This window comes from Streptomyces sp. NPDC050636, assembly GCF_040654775.1.
Classification (GTDB): domain Bacteria; phylum Actinomycetota; class Actinomycetes; order Streptomycetales; family Streptomycetaceae; genus Streptomyces.
On the sequence record NZ_JBFAIP010000034.1, the window covers coordinates 33,106 to 51,730 of the forward strand.

At 69.8% G+C, this 18,625-nt stretch carries 17 protein-coding genes; 8 read left to right on the plus strand and 9 right to left on the minus strand.

The window, feature by feature from the left end:
• Nucleotide 1 precedes the first annotated feature (1 nt).
• Genes AB0I10_RS23460 through AB0I10_RS23485 form a run of 6 tightly spaced genes read right to left on the minus strand, consistent with a single transcriptional unit; the run spans nucleotide 2 to nucleotide 5,854 of the window.
• A complete protein-coding gene (locus tag AB0I10_RS23460; protein WP_363154520.1) occupies nucleotides 2-1,258 on the minus strand; it encodes a cysteine desulfurase in 1,257 nt (418 codons plus the stop codon).
• Entirely contained in the window at nucleotides 1,255-2,019 is a 765-nt protein-coding gene (gene sufC, locus AB0I10_RS23465) for a Fe-S cluster assembly ATPase SufC (RefSeq protein ID WP_363154521.1), read from the minus strand. The genes AB0I10_RS23460 and sufC overlap by 4 nt, the downstream gene beginning before the upstream one ends.
• Nucleotides 2,020-2,026: 7 nt before the next feature.
• Nucleotides 2,027-2,356 carry a non-heme iron oxygenase ferredoxin subunit gene (locus tag AB0I10_RS23470; protein WP_363154522.1) on the minus strand — a complete coding sequence of 110 codons (330 nt, stop codon included), beginning with the start codon at nucleotides 2,354-2,356 and terminating at the stop codon, nucleotides 2,027-2,029.
• A complete protein-coding gene (sufD, locus tag AB0I10_RS23475) occupies nucleotides 2,353-3,537 on the minus strand; it encodes a Fe-S cluster assembly protein SufD (RefSeq protein ID WP_363154523.1) in 1,185 nt (394 codons plus the stop codon). The genes AB0I10_RS23470 and sufD overlap by 4 nt, the downstream gene beginning before the upstream one ends.
• Nucleotides 3,538-3,596: 59 nt before the next feature.
• The gene (gene sufB / locus AB0I10_RS23480) at nucleotides 3,597-5,018 is read right to left on the minus strand and encodes a Fe-S cluster assembly protein SufB (RefSeq protein WP_363154524.1); all 1,422 of its coding nucleotides are present in this window, start codon (nucleotides 5,016-5,018) and stop codon (nucleotides 3,597-3,599) included.
• Nucleotides 5,015-5,854, minus strand: a complete 840-nt coding sequence (locus tag AB0I10_RS23485) for an ArsR family transcriptional regulator (protein ID WP_363154525.1) — start codon at nucleotides 5,852-5,854, stop codon at nucleotides 5,015-5,017. Before AB0I10_RS23485 ends, sufB begins: the two co-directional genes overlap by 4 nt.
• 148 nt (nucleotides 5,855-6,002) lie before the next feature.
• Between AB0I10_RS23485 and AB0I10_RS23490 the strand changes: the two genes are divergently transcribed.
• The 3 genes from AB0I10_RS23490 (at nucleotide 6,003) to AB0I10_RS23500 (ending at nucleotide 8,859) form a co-directional block, all read left to right on the plus strand.
• Nucleotides 6,003-6,929: an ABC transporter ATP-binding protein gene (locus AB0I10_RS23490; RefSeq protein WP_363154527.1), complete on the plus strand. Its 927-nt coding sequence runs from the start codon at nucleotides 6,003-6,005 to the stop codon at nucleotides 6,927-6,929.
• 26 nt (nucleotides 6,930-6,955) lie between these two features.
• The gene (locus tag AB0I10_RS23495; protein ID WP_363154552.1) at nucleotides 6,956-7,750 is read left to right on the plus strand and encodes an ABC transporter permease; all 795 of its coding nucleotides are present in this window, start codon (nucleotides 6,956-6,958) and stop codon (nucleotides 7,748-7,750) included.
• Nucleotides 7,751-7,857: 107 nt separating this feature from the next.
• Nucleotides 7,858-8,859 carry a COX15/CtaA family protein gene (locus AB0I10_RS23500; RefSeq protein WP_363154528.1) on the plus strand — a complete coding sequence of 334 codons (1,002 nt, stop codon included), beginning with the start codon at nucleotides 7,858-7,860 and terminating at the stop codon, nucleotides 8,857-8,859.
• Here the strand turns inward: AB0I10_RS23500 and AB0I10_RS23505 are convergent.
• The 3 genes from AB0I10_RS23505 to AB0I10_RS23515 form a co-directional block, all read right to left on the minus strand.
• Nucleotides 8,823-9,878, minus strand: a complete 1,056-nt coding sequence (locus AB0I10_RS23505; RefSeq protein ID WP_363154529.1) for an amidohydrolase — start codon at nucleotides 9,876-9,878, stop codon at nucleotides 8,823-8,825. The genes AB0I10_RS23500 and AB0I10_RS23505 overlap by 37 nt on opposite strands.
• Before the next feature lie 237 nt (nucleotides 9,879-10,115).
• Nucleotides 10,116-10,496 carry a hypothetical protein gene (locus tag AB0I10_RS23510; protein WP_363154530.1) on the minus strand — a complete coding sequence of 127 codons (381 nt, stop codon included), beginning with the start codon at nucleotides 10,494-10,496 and terminating at the stop codon, nucleotides 10,116-10,118.
• Nucleotides 10,497-10,568: 72 nt separating this feature from the next.
• Complete coding sequence (locus tag AB0I10_RS23515; RefSeq protein ID WP_363154531.1) at nucleotides 10,569-11,519, minus strand: heme o synthase; 951 nt, start codon at nucleotides 11,517-11,519, stop codon at nucleotides 10,569-10,571.
• A gap of 469 nt (nucleotides 11,520-11,988) precedes the next feature.
• Here AB0I10_RS23515 and tkt point away from each other — a divergent pair, with 469 nt between their 5' ends.
• From tkt to pgl, 5 genes are read left to right on the plus strand one after another with little or no spacing between them, the layout of a single operon-like run.
• The gene (tkt, locus tag AB0I10_RS23520) at nucleotides 11,989-14,076 is read left to right on the plus strand and encodes a transketolase (protein ID WP_363154532.1); all 2,088 of its coding nucleotides are present in this window, start codon (nucleotides 11,989-11,991) and stop codon (nucleotides 14,074-14,076) included.
• A 34-nt stretch (nucleotides 14,077-14,110) separates the two neighbouring features.
• Nucleotides 14,111-15,229 carry a transaldolase gene (tal, locus tag AB0I10_RS23525; RefSeq protein WP_363154534.1) on the plus strand — a complete coding sequence of 373 codons (1,119 nt, stop codon included), beginning with the start codon at nucleotides 14,111-14,113 and terminating at the stop codon, nucleotides 15,227-15,229.
• A 6-nt stretch (nucleotides 15,230-15,235) separates the two neighbouring features.
• Entirely contained in the window at nucleotides 15,236-16,768 is a 1,533-nt protein-coding gene (gene zwf, locus AB0I10_RS23530) for a glucose-6-phosphate dehydrogenase (RefSeq protein ID WP_363154535.1), read from the plus strand.
• Nucleotides 16,765-17,799, plus strand: a complete 1,035-nt coding sequence (gene opcA, locus AB0I10_RS23535) for a glucose-6-phosphate dehydrogenase assembly protein OpcA (protein ID WP_363154536.1) — start codon at nucleotides 16,765-16,767, stop codon at nucleotides 17,797-17,799. The genes zwf and opcA overlap by 4 nt, the downstream gene beginning before the upstream one ends.
• Nucleotides 17,796-18,578: a 6-phosphogluconolactonase gene (gene pgl, locus AB0I10_RS23540; protein ID WP_363154537.1), complete on the plus strand. Its 783-nt coding sequence runs from the start codon at nucleotides 17,796-17,798 to the stop codon at nucleotides 18,576-18,578. Before opcA ends, pgl begins: the two co-directional genes overlap by 4 nt.
• Nucleotides 18,579-18,625: the final 47 nt, after the last annotated feature.

The window sequence follows — 18,625 nt, forward strand, 5'->3', positions numbered from 1 at the left end:
CTCATCCGAAGAAGTTGCGGACGTGCTCCAGGCCCTCGACCAAGGCGTCGACCTCGGCGGGCGTGGAGTACAGATAGAACGACGCCCGCGTGGTCGCAGGAATTCCGTACCGCAGGCAGACCGGCCGCGCGCAGTGGTGGCCCACCCGGACCGCGATGCCCTGCTCGTCCAGCACCTGGCCGACGTCGTGCGGGTGGATGTCGCCGAGCGTGAAGGAGATCGTCGCGCCGCGGTCCTCGGCCGTGCTCGGGCCGATGATGCGCAGGTCAGGGACCTCCAGCAGCCGCTTGACGGCGTACTCGGTGATGGCGTGCTCATGCGCGGCGATGTTGTCCATGCCGATCGCGGAGAGGTAGTCCACGGCCGCGCCGAGGCCGACGGCCTGGGCGATCGGGGGCGTACCGGCCTCGAACTTGTGCGGGGCGGGCGCGTAGGTCGAGGAGTGCATGGACACCGTCTCGATCATCTCGCCGCCGCCGAGGAACGGAGGCAGGTCCTCCAGCAGTTCCTGGCGGCCCCACAGGACGCCGATGCCGGTCGGGCCGCACATCTTGTGGCCGGTGAAGGCCACGAAGTCGGCCTGCAGCGCCTGCACGTCCAGCACCATGTGCGGGGCGGCCTGCGAAGCGTCGATGCAGACCAGCGCGCCGACTTCCTGGGCGCGCCGGATGATCGCCTCGACCGGGTTGATGGTGCCCAGCAGGTTGGAGACCAGGGTGAACGAGACGATCTTGGTCTTGTCCGTGATGATCTCGTCGATGTTGGAGAGGTCGAGCCGGCCGTCGTCGGTCAGCCCGAACCACTTCAGCTTCGCGCCGGTGCGCTGCGACAGCAGCTGCCACGGAACGATGTTGGAGTGGTGCTCCATCTCCGTGATGACGATCTCGGTCTCGCGGTCCACCCGGTAGGGCTCATCGGCCCAGCCGAGCATGTTCGCCACGAGGTTGAGCGACTCGGAGGCGTTCTTGGTGAAGATCACCTCGTCGCGGCTCGGCGCGTTGATGAAGGCGGCGACCTTGTCGCGGGCGCCTTCGTACAGCGCCGTGGCCTCCTCGGCGAGCACATGCACGCCGCGGTGGACGTTGGCGTTGTAGCGCTCGTAATAGGCGTTCAGCGCATCGAGGACCTGGCGCGGCTTCTGCGAAGTCGCCGCGTTGTCCAGATACACGATCTTCTTCCCGTCGTGGACCACGCGATCCAGAAGGGGGAAGTCCTTACGGATCGCCTCTGTGTCCAGGAGGCCCGGCAGTGTCGTCACGCGGTAGCGCCACCCTTCGTGTAAGCCTCGTAGCCCTCGGCCTCCAGCTTGTCGGCGAGCTCGGCGCCACCGGACTCGGCGATACGGCCGTTCGCGAACACGTGGACCTGGTCGGGCTTGATGTAGCGCAGGATGCGCGTGTAGTGGGTGATCAGCAGGGTGCCGACCTGGCCGGTCTCGCGGACGCGGTTGACGCCCTCGGAGACGGTGCGCAGCGCGTCGACGTCGAGGCCGGAGTCGGTCTCGTCGAGGATCGCGATGGCCGGCTTGAGCAGCTCCAGCTGAAGGATCTCGTGGCGCTTCTTCTCACCGCCGGAGAAGCCCTCGTTGACGTTGCGCTCGGCGAAGGCGGGGTCCATGCTCAGGCGCTCCATGGCCTCCTTGACCTCCTTGACCCACAGCCGCAGCTTGGGGGCCTCGCCGCGGATCGCGGTGGCGGAGGTGCGCAGGAAGTTGGAGACGGAGACGCCAGGCACCTCGACCGGGTACTGCATGGCGAGGAAGACGCCGGCCCGGGCGCGCTCGTCGACGGACATCTCCAGGACGTCCTCGCCGTCGAGGGTGACGGTGCCGCCGGTGACGGTGTACTTGGGGTGACCGGCCAGGGAGTAGGCGAGGGTCGACTTGCCGGAGCCGTTGGGGCCCATGATGGCGTGCGTCTCGCCCTGCTTCACGGTCAGGTCGACGCCCTTCAGGATCTCGCGCGGGCCGTTCTCGGCGTCGACGGAGACGTGCAGGTCGTGGATCTCAAGCGTTGCCATGGGGAACTCAGGACTCCTGGGTGACGGAGACGAGCACAGATGCGTCTGGGCCGTCTCCTTCGATCTTGACGGGGTATACGGGGACGGGGCGTGTCGCGGGAAGGCCGGACGGCTTGCCGGTGCGCAGGTCGAAGCTCGATCCGTGCAGCCAGCACTCGATCGAGCAGTCCTCGACCTCGCCCTCCGAGAGGGAGACATTCGCATGCGAGCAGATGTCGTTGATCGCGAACACCTCGCCCTCCGTGCGGACAAGGGAGATCGGCGTGCCGTCGAGTTCCACCCTCTTGGGGGTGTCCTCCTCCAGCTCGCTGAGCGCCGCTACGCGTACGTACGTCATGCCGCGGACGCTTCCAGCTCGGCCTCGATCTTGCTCATCAGACGCTCTTCGACGTCCGGGAGACCGATCTGCTGGACGAGCTCGGCGAAGAAGCCGCGGACGACCAGACGGCGCGCATCGTCGGCGGGAATGCCGCGGGCCATCAGGTAGAACAGCTGCTCGTCGTCGAATCGGCCGGTCGCCGAGGCGTGCCCGGCGCCGACGATCTCGCCGGTCTCGATCTCCAGGTTGGGGACCGAGTCGACCCGCGCGCCATCGGTGAGGACGAGGTTGCGGTTGAGCTCGTAGGTGTCCGTGCCGGTGGCGGACGCCTGGATCAGGACGTCGCCGATCCATACCGCGTGGGCGTCCTGGCCCTGCAGCGCGCCCTTGTAGACCACGTTGGAGCGGCAGTTGGACGCCTCGTGGTCGACGAAGAGGCGGTGCTCCTGGTGCTGGCCCTCTTCGGTGAAGTACAGGCCGTAGAGCTCGGCCTCGCCGCCGGGGCCCGCGTAGGTGACGCGCGGGTGGAGACGGACCAGGTCGCCGCCGAAGGTGACGACCACGGACTTGAAGGTGGCGTCCCGGCCGACGAGGGCGTTGTGCTGGCCGACGTGGACGGCCTTGTCGTCCCAGTCCTGGACGGAGACGACGGTCAGCTTGGCGCCGTCGCCGAGGAGGTAGTCGACGTTGGCGGCGAGCACCGCGTCACCGGTGTGGTCGATGACGACGACCGCCTCGGCGAACGCGCCCAGCTCGATGACCTGGTGGCCGAAGGCGGTGCCGCCCTCGCCGTGCACGGTGATCCGGATCGGCTCGGGGAGCACGGTCTCCTTGGGGACCGAGACGACCGAGGCCTTCTCGAAGGAGCTGTACGCCTGCGCGGCGACGCGGTCCACGGGCTTGCCGGCCTTGCCGACGCGCGCGTCCTCGCGGCCCACGAGCTCGTGGGTGACGCCCTCGGGCGCGGTGATGTCGATCTTCAGGTCGGCACCGCCCGCGACGGCGCTGCCGTCGTGCAGGCCCCGCAGACGCGCGAGGGGCGTGAAGCGCCACTCCTCCTCGCGGCCGTGCGGCACCGGGAAGTCCGCCACATCGTAGGACGGCGGGGCGCTCATCCGGGTGGCGACGGTGGACTCCGCGGCCACCGCGATGGAGCCGGTGGTCGTGGAACCCGCCGGGATGTTCTGAGCCTCAGCCATGGCTGTCGTCGTGCTCGCTTTCTGCGTTCAGGGAGTCGGTCGCTGCTGGGGGCCGGGCGTCAGCCGACCGCGCCTTCCATCTGCAGCTCGATCAGCCGGTTCAGCTCCAGCGCGTACTCCATCGGAAGCTCACGGGCGATCGGCTCGACAAAGCCGCGCACGATCATCGCCATGGCCTCGAACTCCGTCAGGCCGCGGGCCATCAGGTAGAAGAGCTGGTCCTCGCTGACCTTGGAAACGGTCGCCTCGTGGCCCATGGAGACGTCGTCCTCGCGGACGTCGACGTACGGGTAGGTGTCCGAACGGGAGATGGTGTCCACCAGCAGGGCGTCACACAGCACGTTGGACTTGGAGCCCGCGGCGCCCTCGCCGATCTCGACCAGACCGCGGTAGGAGGTACGGCCGCCGCCTCGCGCCACCGACTTGGAGACGATGTTGGAGGAGGTGTTCGGCGCCATGTGGACCATCTTGGAGCCGGCGTCCTGGTGCTGGCCCTCGCCGGCGAAGGCGATGGACAGGGTCTCGCCCTTGGCGTGCTCGCCCATCAGGTAGACCGCCGGGTACTTCATGGTCACCTTGGAGCCGAGGTTGCCGTCGACCCACTCCATGGTCGCGCCCTCGTAGGCGACGGCGCGCTTGGTGACCAGGTTGTAGACGTTGTTCGACCAGTTCTGGATGGTCGTGTAGCGGCAGCGGCCGCCCTTCTTCACGATGATCTCGACGACGGCGGAGTGCAGCGAGTCCGACTTGTAGATCGGGGCCGTGCAGCCCTCGACGTAGTGGACGTAGGCGTCCTCGTCGACGATGATCAGCGTCCGCTCGAACTGGCCCATGTTCTCGGTGTTGATCCGGAAGTAGGCCTGGAGCGGGATGTCCACGTGGACACCCTTGGGGACGTAGATGAACGAGCCACCGGACCACACGGCGGTGTTCAGCGACGCGAACTTGTTGTCGCCGACCGGGATGACCGTGCCGAAGTACTCCTGGAAGAGCTCCGGGTGCTCCTTCAGCGCGGTGTCGGTGTCCAGGAAGATGACGCCCTGCTCCTCCAGGTCCTCACGGATCTGGTGGTAGACGACCTCGGACTCGTACTGCGCGGCGACACCGGCGACCAGACGCTGCTTCTCCGCCTCCGGGATGCCGAGCTTGTCGTAGGTGTTCTTGATGTCCTCGGGCAGGTCCTCCCAGGAGGCGGCCTGCTGCTCGGTGGAGCGGACGAAGTACTTGATGTTGTCGAAGTCGATGCCCGACAGGTCGGAGCCCCAGTTCGGCATGGGCTTCTTGTCGAACAGCCTCAGACCCTTGAGACGGAGCTTGAGCATCCACTCCGGCTCGTTCTTCTTGGCCGAGATGTCGCGAACGACCGCCTCGGAAAGACCGCGCTTCGCGGAGGCGCCGGCCACGTCGGAGTCGGCCCAGCCGTATTCGTACTTGCCCAGGCCCTCGAGCTCGGGGTGAGCAGTCTCCGTGGGGAGCGTCATGCGGGGTTCCTCCCGGCCGTGCTTGCAGATTCTGTGGTGGTCTTGGTCATCCGCCCAGTGGTGCTGTGAGCGGTTTTGCCGGCCTTCGGGATGAAGGTCGTGCACACCCCGTCCCCATGGGCGATGGTGGCGAGACGCTGTACGTGGGTCCCCAGCAGACGGGAGAAGACCTCGGTCTCCGCCTCGCACAGCTGCGGGTACTGCTCGGCGACATGGGCGACCGGGCAGTGGTGCTGGCAGAGCTGTTCACCGAGCTGGGAATTGGGCGCGCTGCGCGCCGTAGCAGCGTACCCGTCCGCGGTCAACGCCTCGGCAAGGGCCTGGGTGCGGGCCTCCGGCTCGGCGGCCTCGACCGCCTCACGGTAGCCCTCGGCCTGCGCGGCCAGCCGCGCACGGGCGAACGCGGCGACCGCCGCCTCGCCCATCTCGCCGCCGCCCGCGGTCTGCGCGATCCAGCGCAGCGCGTCGGAGGCCAGCTGGTCGTAGGACTGGTCGAAGGCGTCCCGGCCGCAGTCGGTGAGAGCGAAGGCCTTGGCGGGGCGGCCGCGGCCACGCGCTCCGTAGATCCGCTTCTCGCGGGGCTCCACGACACCCTCCGCGGCCAGCGCGTCCAGATGGCGGCGGACGGCGGCCTGGGTGAGCTCCAGGCGGAGGGCGAGCTCGGCCGCGGTGGACGGACCGTGGTCGAGAATGGAGCGGGCGACGCGATTGCGGGTGCCGTGCTGCTCGTCGTGGGGCGACGGGGCTTGGTGGGCGGCTCGCTCGCGCGCGGAGGCAGCGGGCCCGGCGGTCGGCTCGACCGCGGGTCCCTTCCGATCCTCGCTCGCGTTTTTCACAACGTCATTGTTGCGTAATTCCTCAGGGCGATTCAACCCTCGTCCACATCACGGACTGGTGGTCTCGATCACTTAGGGTCACCTAATTTCCCGCCGTCCTCCGGGGCCCCGCCACCAGCCCCCGGCCGCCCTCCGTAGACTGCCCGCCATGTGTACCGAGCCTGCCGTCGAGGTCGTCGGCCTGGTCAAGCGATACGGGGCGAAGACCGCAGTGGACGGGCTCGACCTCACCGTCGCGCGCGGCGCCGTGACCGCCGTACTCGGCCCCAACGGAGCCGGCAAGACCACCACCGTCGAAATCTGCGAGGGCTACCGCCGTCCGGATGACGGCGCCGTCCGCGTCCTGGGCCTGGACCCGGTCGCCGACGCCGCCGCGCTGCGGCCCCGGATCGGCGTGATGCTGCAGTCCGGCGGCGTCTACCCGGGCGCCAAAGCGGAGGAAATGCTGCGGCACACCGCCACCCTGCACGCCCACCCCGTCGATGTGGACATCCTCATCGACCGTCTGGGGCTGGGCGGCTGCGGCCGGACGCCCTACCGGCGGCTGTCCGGCGGCCAGCAGCAGCGGCTCGCCCTGGCCATGGCCGTCGTCGGCCGCCCCGAGCTGGTCTTCCTCGACGAGCCGACGGCCGGCCTCGACCCGCAGGCCCGGCACGCCACCTGGGATCTCGTTCGGGAGCTGCGGCAGGACGGCGTCAGCATCGTGCTGACCACCCACTTCATGGACGAGGCCGAGCAGCTCGCCGATGATGTCGCGATCATCGAGGGCGGCCGGGTGATCGCCCAGGGCAGCCCGGACGAGCTGTGCCGGGGCGGCGCGGAGAACACCCTGCGCTTCACCGGCCGGCCGGGCCTCGACGTCGCATCGCTCCTCAAGGCCCTGCCCGCGGACAGCGTCGCCACCGAGCTCACTCCCGGCACCTACCGCGTCCAGGGCAAGGTCGACCCGCAACTCCTCGCCACCGTCGCCTCCTGGTGTGCGCAGAACGGCGTGCTGCCCAACGCGATAGCCGTGGAGCGGCACACCCTGGAGGACGTCTTCCTGGAGCTCACCGGTAAGGAGCTGCGCGCATGACCGAGACCGGTACCACCACGGGAACCATGGGAACCACCGGAACCAACGGCACCTTCACGCCGCGTCCCGGTGCGGCCCCGCTGCCCCGGATGATCCGTGCACAGGCAGCCCTGGAGACCAGGATGCTGCTGCGCAACGGCGAACAGCTGCTGCTGACGGTCATCATTCCGACGCTCCTCCTGGTGCTGTTCTCCACCGTCGACATCGTCGACACGGGGACGGGGAAGCCGGTGGACTTCCTGACGCCGGGCATCCTCGCGCTGGCCGTCATGTCCACGGCCTTCACCGGGCAGGCCATCGCGACCGGCTTCGAGCGGCGGTACGGAGTCCTCAAGCGGCTCGGCGCCTCACCGCTCCCCCGCTGGGCGCTGATGACCGCCAAGACCTGCTCGGTGCTGGTCACCGAGATCCTGCAGATCGTCCTGCTGACGGCCATCGCCTTCGCGCTCGGCTGGTCCCCTCAGGGCGCCACGTTCTCCACCGGCGTGGTCTCCGTCGTCCTGCTGCTCATCCTGGGCACGGCCGCGTTCTCCGGTCTCGGCCTGCTGATGGCCGGGACGCTGAAGGCCGAGGCGACACTGGCCGCGGCCAACCTCGTCTTCCTGCTCCTTCTCGTCGGCGGCGGCGTCATCGTCCCGCTGGACAAGTTCCCGGACGCGGCACAGCAGGTACTCCAGCTCCTGCCCGTCTCCGCCCTGTCGGACGGCCTGCGGGACGTCCTTCAGCACGGCGCGGGGGTGCCGTGGGCCGACCTCGGCATCCTCGCCGTATGGGCTGTTCTCGGGCTCGGCGCAGCGGCGAGGTTCTTCCGCTGGGAGTAGCACCCACGGGGCGGTGACCAGGGCGTACGACGAACGGCTCGGGCGGTTCCGTAGCGATACGCCCCCCTCGTGAAAGTTTGCACAAGGCGCCGCCTACGATGGCACCCGTGCCGAACACGCTGAATCCCCTTGAGCTGATCGCCCGCCGCTGGCAGCCGTCCGTGGCCTTTGTGCGACGGGCGGCGCTCGCCACCGTCGTCATGGCCGTGATCGTCGTCGTCACCGGCGGGGCGGTGCGGCTGACGCAGTCCGGTCTGGGCTGCTCGACCTGGCCCAGGTGCACCCCCGACAGCCTCACGCCGACCGCCGAGATGGGCATCAACGGCCTGATCGAGTTCAGCAATCGCATGCTGACCTATGTGCTGTGCGCCTTCGTCGGCCTGTTCATCATCGCGGCGCGCGCCCGCGAACCCCGTCGGCGCTCGCTGACCCGGCTCGGCTGGGTGCAGTTCTGGCTCGTCATGGGCAATGCCGTCGTCGGCGGCATCACGGTTCTCACCGGCCTGAACCCGTACATCGTCAGCTCGCACTTCCTGCTCGCCACGGTCCTGCTCACGGTCTCCGTGGTGGCCTGGCGGCGCGCGACCGAAGGGGACGAGGAGCCGCGCGACGTGGTCGCCCGCCCGGTGCGCCAGCTGGCCTGGCTGCTGGTGGCGGCGACCGGTGCACTGACCCTGGCCGGGACGCTCGTCACCGGCAGCGGGCCGCACGCGGGCGATGCCAAGAAGGTCCACCGCATCCCGCTGAACTGGCAGGAGATCACCCAGCTCCATGTCGACTTCGTCTATGTCGTCGTCGGCCTGACCGTCGCCCTGTGGTTCACACTGCGCGCCGTCAAGGCTCCGGCCGCGCCGCGCCGCGCCGTGCTCGAACTCTTCGGCTGCCTCCTCGCCCAGGGCGCCATCGGCTACACCCAGTACTTCATGGGGCTTCCGGCGCTCGTCATCGGACTGCACATGTTCGGCTCGGCCCTCATGTGGATCGCCGTACTACGGGTCGTCCTCGCGCTGCGCGAGCGCGGTCCGGTCCCGGCCGTGCCGGCGCCCGCCCAGGACCACGAGTCCCTGGAATCTCAGCCGGCGGCCGCCACCTCGGCCTCCAGCCGGTAGACCCGGCGCGCGGTCCCCGACCCGATCATCTCGGTGATGCGCCGCCCGTCCGCGGCGGCGCACAGACCCTCGTCGGTCCATTCCCGCAGGACCCGCCGCATGGCGCGTAGGAAGAAGCGCGCGCCGGTCACATAGAGCTCCGGCAGCCCGCGTGCGCCCGAGGAGAACAGCAGCTTGCCGAACGGCGCCTGGCTGAGCGTCTCCTCGGGGCAGGGTCCGGCGTCCGTGTAGACGTGGGCATGTGCCGCGGCGAGCTGCGCGGCCCGGCGGTGGTGCGGCACTCCGGGCAGCAGCACCAGATCCGACCCGATGCCGGTGGTGGCCCGCAGGAAGCCGGCCAGCGGCTGCGGGTCGGGGCTATGCAGCTGCACCGGCAGTCCCGTGGCCACCGCGCTCCACAGCAGATGCCGCACCAGCGCGGGCTCTCCGAGCCGCTCCCCCTGGCGGCGATGACGCAGCCAGCGGTCCGCGGCGCGCCGCACCTCGCCGGCTTCGGGGGCGTGCCCGTCGCAGTACGTGGCGCCGGAGGCGAAGGCGGTGGCGTTCTGGGCCGCGGCGTACACGGCCTCCGCGGTGTAGCCGATGAAGGAGTCGACGCTGCCGGAGGTGTCGGCGACCTGCTCGGCGAGCGGTTCGAGCCGCACCACCTCGTGGGCGCGGGCCTCGGCGGCGGTGGCCAGTTCGGCGGTCGAGGTCAGATCGCTGGGGGTGCCGGCCTCCAGCAGGAAGGTGCCGATGCCGGCACCGCGGAGCAGCAGACGCCCGGCCTGATACGCCCCGACCTCGCGCCTGCGGGCCAGATAGCGGGCGGGCGGGCAGTGCGGCTCCAGGCCGAGCAGCGGGGGGCACCAGCGGCGTATCGCGAGGCCGGTCCAACTGTCGAAGTAGCTGGTGCCCGCGGGGGCCGGGCCGTGCGCGCCGGTCGCGGCGGCAAGGTGGGTCTCGAAGGATCCGAGGCCGAGCTCGCCGTGCACCGCACCATGGCTGTACTGATCGATGAGCGGTGGAAGTCCGTCCATCCGCTCCTCCTCGCCGAGAGCCCACCGGGCGCAGCCGAAGCGCCGCCCCTGATGGGCTTAACGGACGAGGAGGTGGTCAGGTATCGGGCGGAGACGGGCGCGCGAGCCGGAGCAGTGCGCCGGTCGCGCATCCGGCGGCGCCTGGACGGGTCCGGACGGGTGAGTCCTGCGTCCCTTCTGGCTCGCCGCCCCACGGGCGGACGAAGGGATGGACGAAGGGATATAAGACTTACTCGTCTAGAGGTTGGCCGGGCCGCCCACCTGTATGCCGGCCATCCGGGACCACTCGTAGCGGCCGGTACGGACCTTGGCGGCGAGATCGCCGTCGAAGTCGTCCTGGAGCGTGATGCCGGCCTGTGCGGCGGCGTCCTTGGCGGAGCTGAAGCTGTCCGCGACGAGGTTGCCCCACTCGCCGTTGGCGCCGACGAGGGCGATACGGGTGCGGCCGCGGCCGATGTGCGCGAGCTGGCCTTCGGCGCTGCCGCCGTGCGACGCGGCGAAGGCGCGGATCTCCTTGGCGAGCTTGGCGGTGCGCTTGCCGCCCCGCTTGCCGGCCTTGGCGCCGGCCGCCGTCTCCACCTGCTCGTCCGCCTGCTGGGTGTCTGCCATGGACAGCATGCTACCCGCCGGTAATCAACCGAGGAAGAGGCAATTCCGGCGGGCGGCACCCGCACCGGGAAACGGGCGGTCTCAGTGCAGGAACGGGTCCACCGCGACGGCGACGAACAGCAGCGACACATAGGTGATGGACCAGTGGAACAGCCGCATCTCCTTGAGCTTGGCGCCAGTGATCCCGGCCTTGGCGCGGGCCTGCAGGCCGTGCGCCTCCTTGAGCCAGAAGGCGCCGCACGCGAGGGCGACCACGGTGTAGAACCAGCCGGTGTATCCCAGCGGCTGGAGCAGCAGCGAGACGGCGACCATCACCCAGCTGTAGGCGACGATCTGGCGCGCCACGGCTTTGTTGCCCGCGATGACCGGCAGCATCGGCACGCCGACGCGCTCATAGTCGTCCTTGACCTTCATCGACAGCGGCCAGTAATGCGGCGGCGTCCAGAAGAAGATGACAAGGAACAGGATCACGGCGGCCCAGGAGACCGAATTCGTCACCGAGGACCAGCCGATGAAGACCGGCATACAGCCCGCGATTCCGCCCCAGACGATGTTCTGCGCGGTGCGCCGCTTCAGGATCATCGTGTAAACGACGACGTAGAAAAGGAGCGCCCCGAGCGACAGCATCGCGGACAGCGGGTTGACGAGGAACCAGAACCAGGCCGTGGAGCCCACCGCGAGAGTGGTCGCGAAGACCAGGCATTCGCGCGGCGAGACGATGCCGGTGACCAGCGGCCGCTGGGAAGTGCGGTCCATCAGGGCGTCGATGTCGCGGTCGATGTACATATTGAAGGCGCCCGCGCCGCCGGCGGAGAGATATCCGCCGATGCAGGTTGCGAGCACCAGCCACAGATCGGGAACACCCTTGGCCGCCAGGAACATCACCGGCACCGTGGTCATCAGCAGCAATTCGATGACCCGCGGCTTGGTCAGGGCCACGAACGCTTTGACGCGGGGGCCCAACGGCCGCTTGCCGGGACTCCCGGGGACCTGAGAGAGCGCCCCCGCAGGACGGGATTCGACGGCCGTCACGCACACCCCTGGAAGTAACATCAGCGACTTCTGCCGCAGAGATAAGGCCAGCAAGCTCCCCCGCGATCGTGAAGACCCGGTAAATGCTTGCGCGTACCACGCCACTTTAGACGTTGGCCAGAGAGCGATCTTCGCGGGGGTCAGGTCGTGTTGAGCGGCTGGCCAGGGCGCGGCGAGAGCGCAGGAGAACACCACCCCCCGATCGTCCGACCCTGGTTCAAGAGGCGAACGCTCCCCCCGCCCGGCAGTCTGGTCGTATGGGCAGGCGCATCCGGGACGGGAGTACCGGCCCGGCGTGCCGATGCGGTTGCGCAAAGCGACAAGCCCCGGCGCAAATGAGCACCGACTGAGCGTCGCAAACATCGACTGAGCGTCGAAAAGACGCACGCACTTGCGGGGGTAGGCTCGACACCGCCTGGCGGCATACCGTCCCCGGCATTCGACATGTGGAGAGGAGCCCTGACTCAGGGTGAGCACCAAGCCGACCACCACAGATCTCGACTGGACCGAACTGGACCGGCGGGCCGTTGATACCGCCCGCGTCCTGGCCATGGATTCCGTGCAGAAGGTCGGTAACGGCCATCCGGGTACGGCCATGAGCCTGGCGCCGGCCGCCTACCTTCTCTTCCAGAAGCTGATGCGGCACGACCCCGCGGACGCCGACTGGACCGGCCGCGACCGGTTCGTGCTCTCCGCCGGCCACTCCAGCCTGACCCTCTACATCCAGCTCTACCTGGCCGGCTACGGCCTGGAGCTGGACGACCTCAAGGCCTTCCGTACCTGGGGCTCGAAGACCCCGGGCCACCCGGAGTACGGCCACACCACCGGCGTGGAGACCACCACCGGCCCGCTGGGCCAGGGTGTCGCCAACGCCGTGGGCATGGCCATGGCCGCCCGCTACGAGCGCGGTCTGTTCGACCCGCAGGCGGCGCCGGGCACCTCGCCGTTCGACCACACCATCTGGGTCATCGCCGGCGACGGCTGCCTCCAGGAGGGCATCGCCGCCGAGGCGTCCTCGCTCGCGGGCCACCAGAAGCTCGGCAACCTCGTCCTGCTGTGGGACGACAACCACATCTCGATCGAGGGCGACACGGAGACCGCGGTCTCCGAGGACACCCTCAAGCGCTACGAGGCCTACGGCTGGCACGTCCAGCGGGTCGAGCAGCTGTCCAACGGCGACCTGGACCCGGCCGGTCTGGCCAAGGCCCTGGAGGCCGCCAAGGCCGAGACCGAGCGCCCCTCGTTCATCGCGGCCCGCTCGATCATCGCCTGGCCGGCCCCGAACGCCCAGAACACCGAGGCCGCGCACGGCTCGGCGCTCGGTGACGACGAAGTCGCCGCCACCAAGCGCGTGCTGGGCTTCGACCCGGAGCAGTCCTTCGAGGTCGCAGACGAGGTCCTGGCGCACACCCGCGCCGCCCTGGACCGCGGCCGCGACGCCAAGAAGGAATGGGAGAAGTCGTTCGCCGCATGGCGGACCGCCAACCCGGAGCGCGCCGCCGAGTTCGACCGGATCGCCGCCGGCGAGCTGCCCGAGGGCTGGCAGGACCACCTCCCGGCGTTCGAGACCGGCAAGGCCGTGGCCACCCGTGCCGCGTCCGGCAAGGTGCTCCAGGCGCTCGGCGCGGTCATCCCCGAGCTGTGGGGCGGCTCCGCCGACCTCGCGGGCTCCAACAACACCACGATCGACAAGACGTCGTCGTTCCTGCCGAAGGGCAACCCGCTGCCGGGCGCCGACCCGTACGGCCGCACGATCCACTACGGCATCCGCGAGCACTCCATGGCCGCGGAGATGAACGGCATCGCGCTGCACGGCAACACCCGCATCTTCGGCGGCACCTTCCTGGTGTTCTCCGACTACATGCGCAACGCGGTCCGGCTGTCCGCGCTGATGCACCTGCCGGTGACGTACGTGTGGACGCACGACTCCATCGGTCTGGGCGAGGACGGCCCGACCCACCAGCCGGTCGAGCACCTCGCCTCGCTGCGCGCCATCCCGGGCCTGAACATCGTGCGCCCGGCCGACGCCAACGAGACCGCCATCGCCTGGCGCGAGATCCTCAAGCGCTACACGAAGAAGTTCGGCGTGGGCGCCCCGCACGGCCTCGCACTGACCCGTCAGGGCGTGCCGACGTACGAGCGCAACGAGGATGCGGCCAAGGGTGGATACGTCCTCTTCGAGGCCGATGGTGGCGAGCCGCAGGTCGTCCTGATCGGCACCGGCTCCGAGGTGCAGCTCGCCGTCGAGGCGCGCGAGCAGCTGCAGGCCGCGGGTATCGCGACCCGGGTGGTGTCCATGCCGTCGGTCGAGTGGTTCGACGAGCAGGACCAGGCATACCGCGACAGCGTTCTCCCTCCGTCCGTCAAGGCCCGTGTCGCCGTCGAAGCCGGCATCGGTCTGACCTGGCACCGCTTCGTCGGTGACGCCGGGCGCATCGTGTCCCTGGAGCACTTCGGTGCCTCGGCCGATGCCAAGGTCCTGTTCCGCGAGTTCGGCTTCACCGCCGACGCGGTCGCGGCCGCCGCCCGGGAATCGATGGAAGCCGCCCAGCGCTGACGCCCGTATACGACAAGTAGGAGATGCAGAACCCATGACAGACGCACTCAAGCGCCTCTCCGACGAAGGCGTCGCGATCTGGCTGGACGATCTTTCGCGCCAGCGCATCACGTCCGGCAACCTCGCCGAGCTGATCGACCAGCAGCACGTCGTCGGCGTCACCACCAACCCGTCGATCTTCCAGAAGGCGATCTCGGACGGCCACGGCTACGACCAGCAGGTCGCCGACCTGGCCGCCCGCAAGGTCACCGTCGAGGAAGCCATCCGCATGATCACGACGGCGGATGTGCGCGACGCCGCCGACATCCTGCGGCCGGTCTTCGACGCGACCGGCGGCCAGGACGGCCGGGTCTCCATCGAGGTCGACCCGCGTCTGGCGCACCACACCGCGCCGACGATCGCCGAGGCCAAGCAGCTCGCCTGGCTGGTGGACCGGCCCAACACCCTCATCAAGATCCCGGCGACCAAGGCCGGCCTGCCGGCGATCACCGAGGTCATCGGCAAGGGCATCAGCGTCAACGTCACGCTGATCTTCTCGCTGGAGCGCTACCGCGAGGTCATGGACGCCTACCTCGCGGGCCTGGAGAAGGCCAAGGCCGCGGGCCTGGACCTGTCCGAGATCCACTCGGTGGCGTCGTTCTTCGTGTCCCGTGTGGACAGCGAGATCGACAAGCGTCTGGAGAAGCTGGACACGGACGAGGCCAAGGCCCTCAAGGGCAAGGCCGCGCTGGCCAACGCCCGGCTGGCCTTCCAGGCGTACGAGGAGGTCTTCTCCTCCGAGCGCTGGGCCGCCCTGGACCGTGCCAACGCCAACAAGCAGCGTCCGCTGTGGGCCTCGACCGGCGTCAAGGACCCGGCCTACAAGGACACGCTGTACGTCGACGAGCTGGTCGCCCCGGGCACGGTCAACACCATGCCGGAGGCCACCCTGCAGGCCACCGCCGACCACGGCCAGATCACGGGCGACACCGTGCGCGGCACGTACGCCGCGGCCCAGGCCGACCTGGACGCCATCGCCGCGCTGGGGATCTCGTACGACGACGTCGTGCAGCTCCTGGAGGAAGAGGGCGTCGACAAGTTCGAGGCGTCCTGGAACGACCTGCTCAAGTCGACCGAGGCGGAGCTGAAGCGCCTCACCCCTTCGGAGGGCTGACCAACCTTGTCTGGTTCACACGGAGCTAACCCGCTTCGTGACGCCGCAGACCGACGGCTCCCGCGTATCGCGGGGCCGTCGGGCCTGGTCATCTTTGGCGTCACGGGCGATTTGTCCCGTAAAAAGCTGATGCCTGCCGTCTACGACCTGGCCAACCGCGGCCTGCTCCCGCCGGGCTTCTCGCTCATCGGGTTCGCGCGCCGCGAGTGGGAGCACGAGGACTTCGCGCAGGAGGTCTACGAAGCGGTCAAGGAGCATGCGCGGACGCCGTTCCGCGAGGAGGTCTGGCAGCAGCTGGTGCAGGGCTGCCGCTTCGTCCAGGGCAACTTCGACGACGATGACGCCTTCGAGCAGCTCAAGGACACCATCAACGAGCTCGACAAGGCGCAGGGCACCGGCGGCAACTTCGCCTTCTACCTGTCCGTGCCGCCGAAGTTCTTCCCCAAGGTCGTCCAGCAGCTGAAGAAGCACGGGCTGGCCGACCAGAAGGAGGACTCCTGGCGCCGCGCGGTCATCGAGAAGCCTTTCGGGCACAACCTGGAGAGCGCGCAGGAGCTCAACCGGATCGTCCACGAGGTCTTCCCGCCCAACGAGGTCTTCCGGATCGACCACTACCTGGGCAAGGAGACGGTCCAGAACATCATGGCGCTGCGGTTCGCCAACACGATGTTCGAGCCGCTCTGGAACCGCAGCTATGTCGACCACGTACAGATCACGATGGCCGAGGACATCGGCATCGGCGGCCGGGCCGGCTACTACGACGGCATCGGCGCCGCGCGTGACGTCATCCAGAACCACCTCCTCCAGCTGCTCGCGCTGACCGCGATGGAGGAGCCCGCCTCCTTCGACGCGGACGCACTGGTCGCGGAGAAGACCAAGGTGCTGGGCGCCGTCCGGCTGCCCGCCGACCTGGGCAAGGAGACGGTGCGCGCGCAGTACGCGGCCGGCTGGCAGGGCGGCGAGAAGGCCGTCGGCTACCTCCAGGAAGACGGCATCGACCCCAAGTCGAAGACCGACACCTACGCCGCGATCAAGCTGACCATCGACAACCGCCGCTGGGCGGGCGTCCCCTTCTACCTGCGGACCGGCAAGCGCCTGGGCCGTCGCGTCACCGAGATCGCGGTGGTCTTCCAGCGCGCCCCGCACTCCCCCTTCGACCACACCGCCACCGAGGAGCTGGGGCAGAACGCCCTGGTCATCCGGGTGCAGCCGGACGAGGGCGTGACCGTGCGGTTCGGCTCCAAGGTGCCGGGCACGTCGATGGAGGTGCGGGACGTATCGATGGACTTCGCCTACGGCGAGTCCTTCACCGAGTCCAGCCCCGAGGCGTACGAGCGGCTGATCCTGGACGTCCTGCTCGGCGACGCCAACCTCTTCCCCCGCCTGGAGGAGGTCGAGCAGTCCTGGCGGATTCTCGACCCGATCGAGGAGTTCTGGGACAAGAACGGCAAGCCCGCGCAGTACCCGGCGGGCACCTGGGGCCCCATAGAGGCGGACGAAATGCTCGCACGAGACGGACGGAGCTGGCGTCGGCCATGAAGATCGATCTGACGGAAACCACAGCCAGCAAGATCAACAAAGCGCTGGTCCAGGGCCGTCGCGCCATCGGCACCCCCGCCGTCGGCATGGTCCTCACCCTCGTCATCGTCACCGACGAGGAGAACGCCTACGACGCGCTGCGGGCGGCCAACGAGGCCTCCCGCGAGCACCCCTCGCGCACCCTCGTCGTCATCAAGCGGGTCAGCCGGTCGCCGCGCGACCGCGCCAAGGCCCGCCTGGACGCCGAGGTACGCGTCGGCGCGGACGCCGGCACCGGTGAGACGGTCGTGCTGCGGCTGTACGGCGAGGCGATCGACCACGCCCAGTCCGTGGTGCTGCCGCTGCTGCTGCCGGACGCCCCGGTCGTGGTCTGGTGGGCCGCGGACGCCCCCCAGGACCCGGCGAACGACCCGCTCGGTGCACTGGCCCAGCGCCGTGTCACCGACGCCTACGCCGCCGAGCAGCCCGTCCAGGAACTGTCCGGGCGCGCCGAGAACTACAGCCCCGGCGACACGGACCTGTCCTGGACCCGCATCACCCCGTGGCGCTCGATGCTCGCGGCGGCGCTGGACCAGGCGCCGTGCACGGTCACCTCGGCCGAGGTCGAGGGTGAGGAGTTCAACCCCAGCTGCGAGCTGCTCGCCATGTGGCTCGCCAGCCGGCTGAACGTCCCGGTCAGGCGCACGGTGTCGGCCGGCCCCGGTCTGACGGCCGTGCGGATGGAGTCCAGCGGCGGCGCGATCGTGCTGGACCGCCCGGATGGCTCGCTCGCCACGCTCTCCATGCGCGGCCAGCCGGACCGTGCGGTGGCGCTCAAGCGGCGGGAGACCTCCGAGCTGCTCGCCGAGGAGCTGCGCCGGCTCGACCCGGACGACATCTACGCCTCCGCGCTGAAGTTCGGCGTGGACCGGCTCGGTGAGCTGTCCGAGCAGCCCGCGGCGAGCTCCGCGGAGACGTCTGCGGCCGACCCGAGCGCCCCGGCGAAGCCCGCGGCGAAGAAGGCCTCCACGAAGAAGGCGACCGCCAAGTGACCGCTCCGCAGGTTGTCGTCCACCACGACAAGGAGCTGATGGCACAGGCCGCGGCGGCCCGGCTGATCACCAAGATCGTGGACGCCCAGGCCGCCCGCGGCTCCGCCTCCGTGGTCCTGACCGGCGGGCGCAACGGCAACGGGCTGCTCGCGGCCCTCGCCCAGGCGCCGGCCCGGGACGCGGTGGACTGGTCGTGCCTCGACCTGTGGTGGGGCGACGAGCGGTTCCTGCCGGACGGCGACCCGGAACGCAACTACACCCAGGCCCGCGAGGTGCTGCTGGACAGCGTCCCGCTGAACCCGGCCCGGGTGCACCCCATGGCCCCCGCGGGCGGCCCGTACGGCAACAACGCGGACCTCGCCGCCGAGGCGTACGCCATCGAGCTGGCCGCCGCGGCGGGCCCCGAGGACCACGGTCCGGTGCCCTCCTTCGACGTCCTCCTCCTGGGCGTCGGCCCGGACACCCATGTCGCCTCGCTCTTCCCCGAGCTGCCCGGCGTACGGGAGACCGAGCGGACGGTGGTCGGTGTGCACGGCGCGCCCAAGCCGCCGCCCACCCGTGTCTCGCTGACCCTGCCCGCGATCCGCGCGGCACGGGAGGTCTGGCTGCTGGCGGCCGGCGAGGACAAGGCGAACGCCGTGGCCATGGCACTCTCCGGCGCCGGCGAGATCCAGGCCCCGGCGGCGGGCGCCCGGGGCCGCAGCCGGACACTGTGGCTGCTGGACGAGGCAGCGGCCTCCCGGCTGCCGCGGGACATGTATCCGCCGGCTTCGCCGTAGGCGCACGGACAACCGGCGGCCCCGCCCTCCTCCCGGCGGGCGGGGCC

What these genes read in the sequence shown, in the direction of transcription:
- sufC (WP_363154521.1), bottom strand. Translation starts at nt 2,019, where the DNA reads ATGGCAACGCTTGAGATCCACGACCTGCACGTCTCCGTCGACGCCGAG.
- AB0I10_RS23470 (WP_363154522.1), bottom strand. Translation starts at nt 2,356, where the DNA reads ATGACGTACGTACGCGTAGCGGCGCTCAGCGAGCTGGAGGAGGACACC.
- sufD (WP_363154523.1), bottom strand. Translation starts at nt 3,537, where the DNA reads ATGGCTGAGGCTCAGAACATCCCGGCGGGTTCCACGACCACCGGCTCC.
- sufB (WP_363154524.1), bottom strand. Translation starts at nt 5,018, where the DNA reads ATGACGCTCCCCACGGAGACTGCTCACCCCGAGCTCGAGGGCCTGGGC.
- AB0I10_RS23490 (WP_363154527.1), top strand. Translation starts at nt 6,003, where the DNA reads ATGTGTACCGAGCCTGCCGTCGAGGTCGTCGGCCTGGTCAAGCGATAC.
- AB0I10_RS23495 (WP_363154552.1), top strand. Translation starts at nt 6,956, where the DNA reads ATGGGAACCACCGGAACCAACGGCACCTTCACGCCGCGTCCCGGTGCG.
- AB0I10_RS23505 (WP_363154529.1), bottom strand. Translation starts at nt 9,878, where the DNA reads ATGGACGGACTTCCACCGCTCATCGATCAGTACAGCCATGGTGCGGTG.
- AB0I10_RS23510 (WP_363154530.1), bottom strand. Translation starts at nt 10,496, where the DNA reads ATGCTGTCCATGGCAGACACCCAGCAGGCGGACGAGCAGGTGGAGACG.
- tal (WP_363154534.1), top strand. Translation starts at nt 14,111, where the DNA reads ATGACAGACGCACTCAAGCGCCTCTCCGACGAAGGCGTCGCGATCTGG.
- opcA (WP_363154536.1), top strand. Translation starts at nt 16,765, where the DNA reads ATGAAGATCGATCTGACGGAAACCACAGCCAGCAAGATCAACAAAGCG.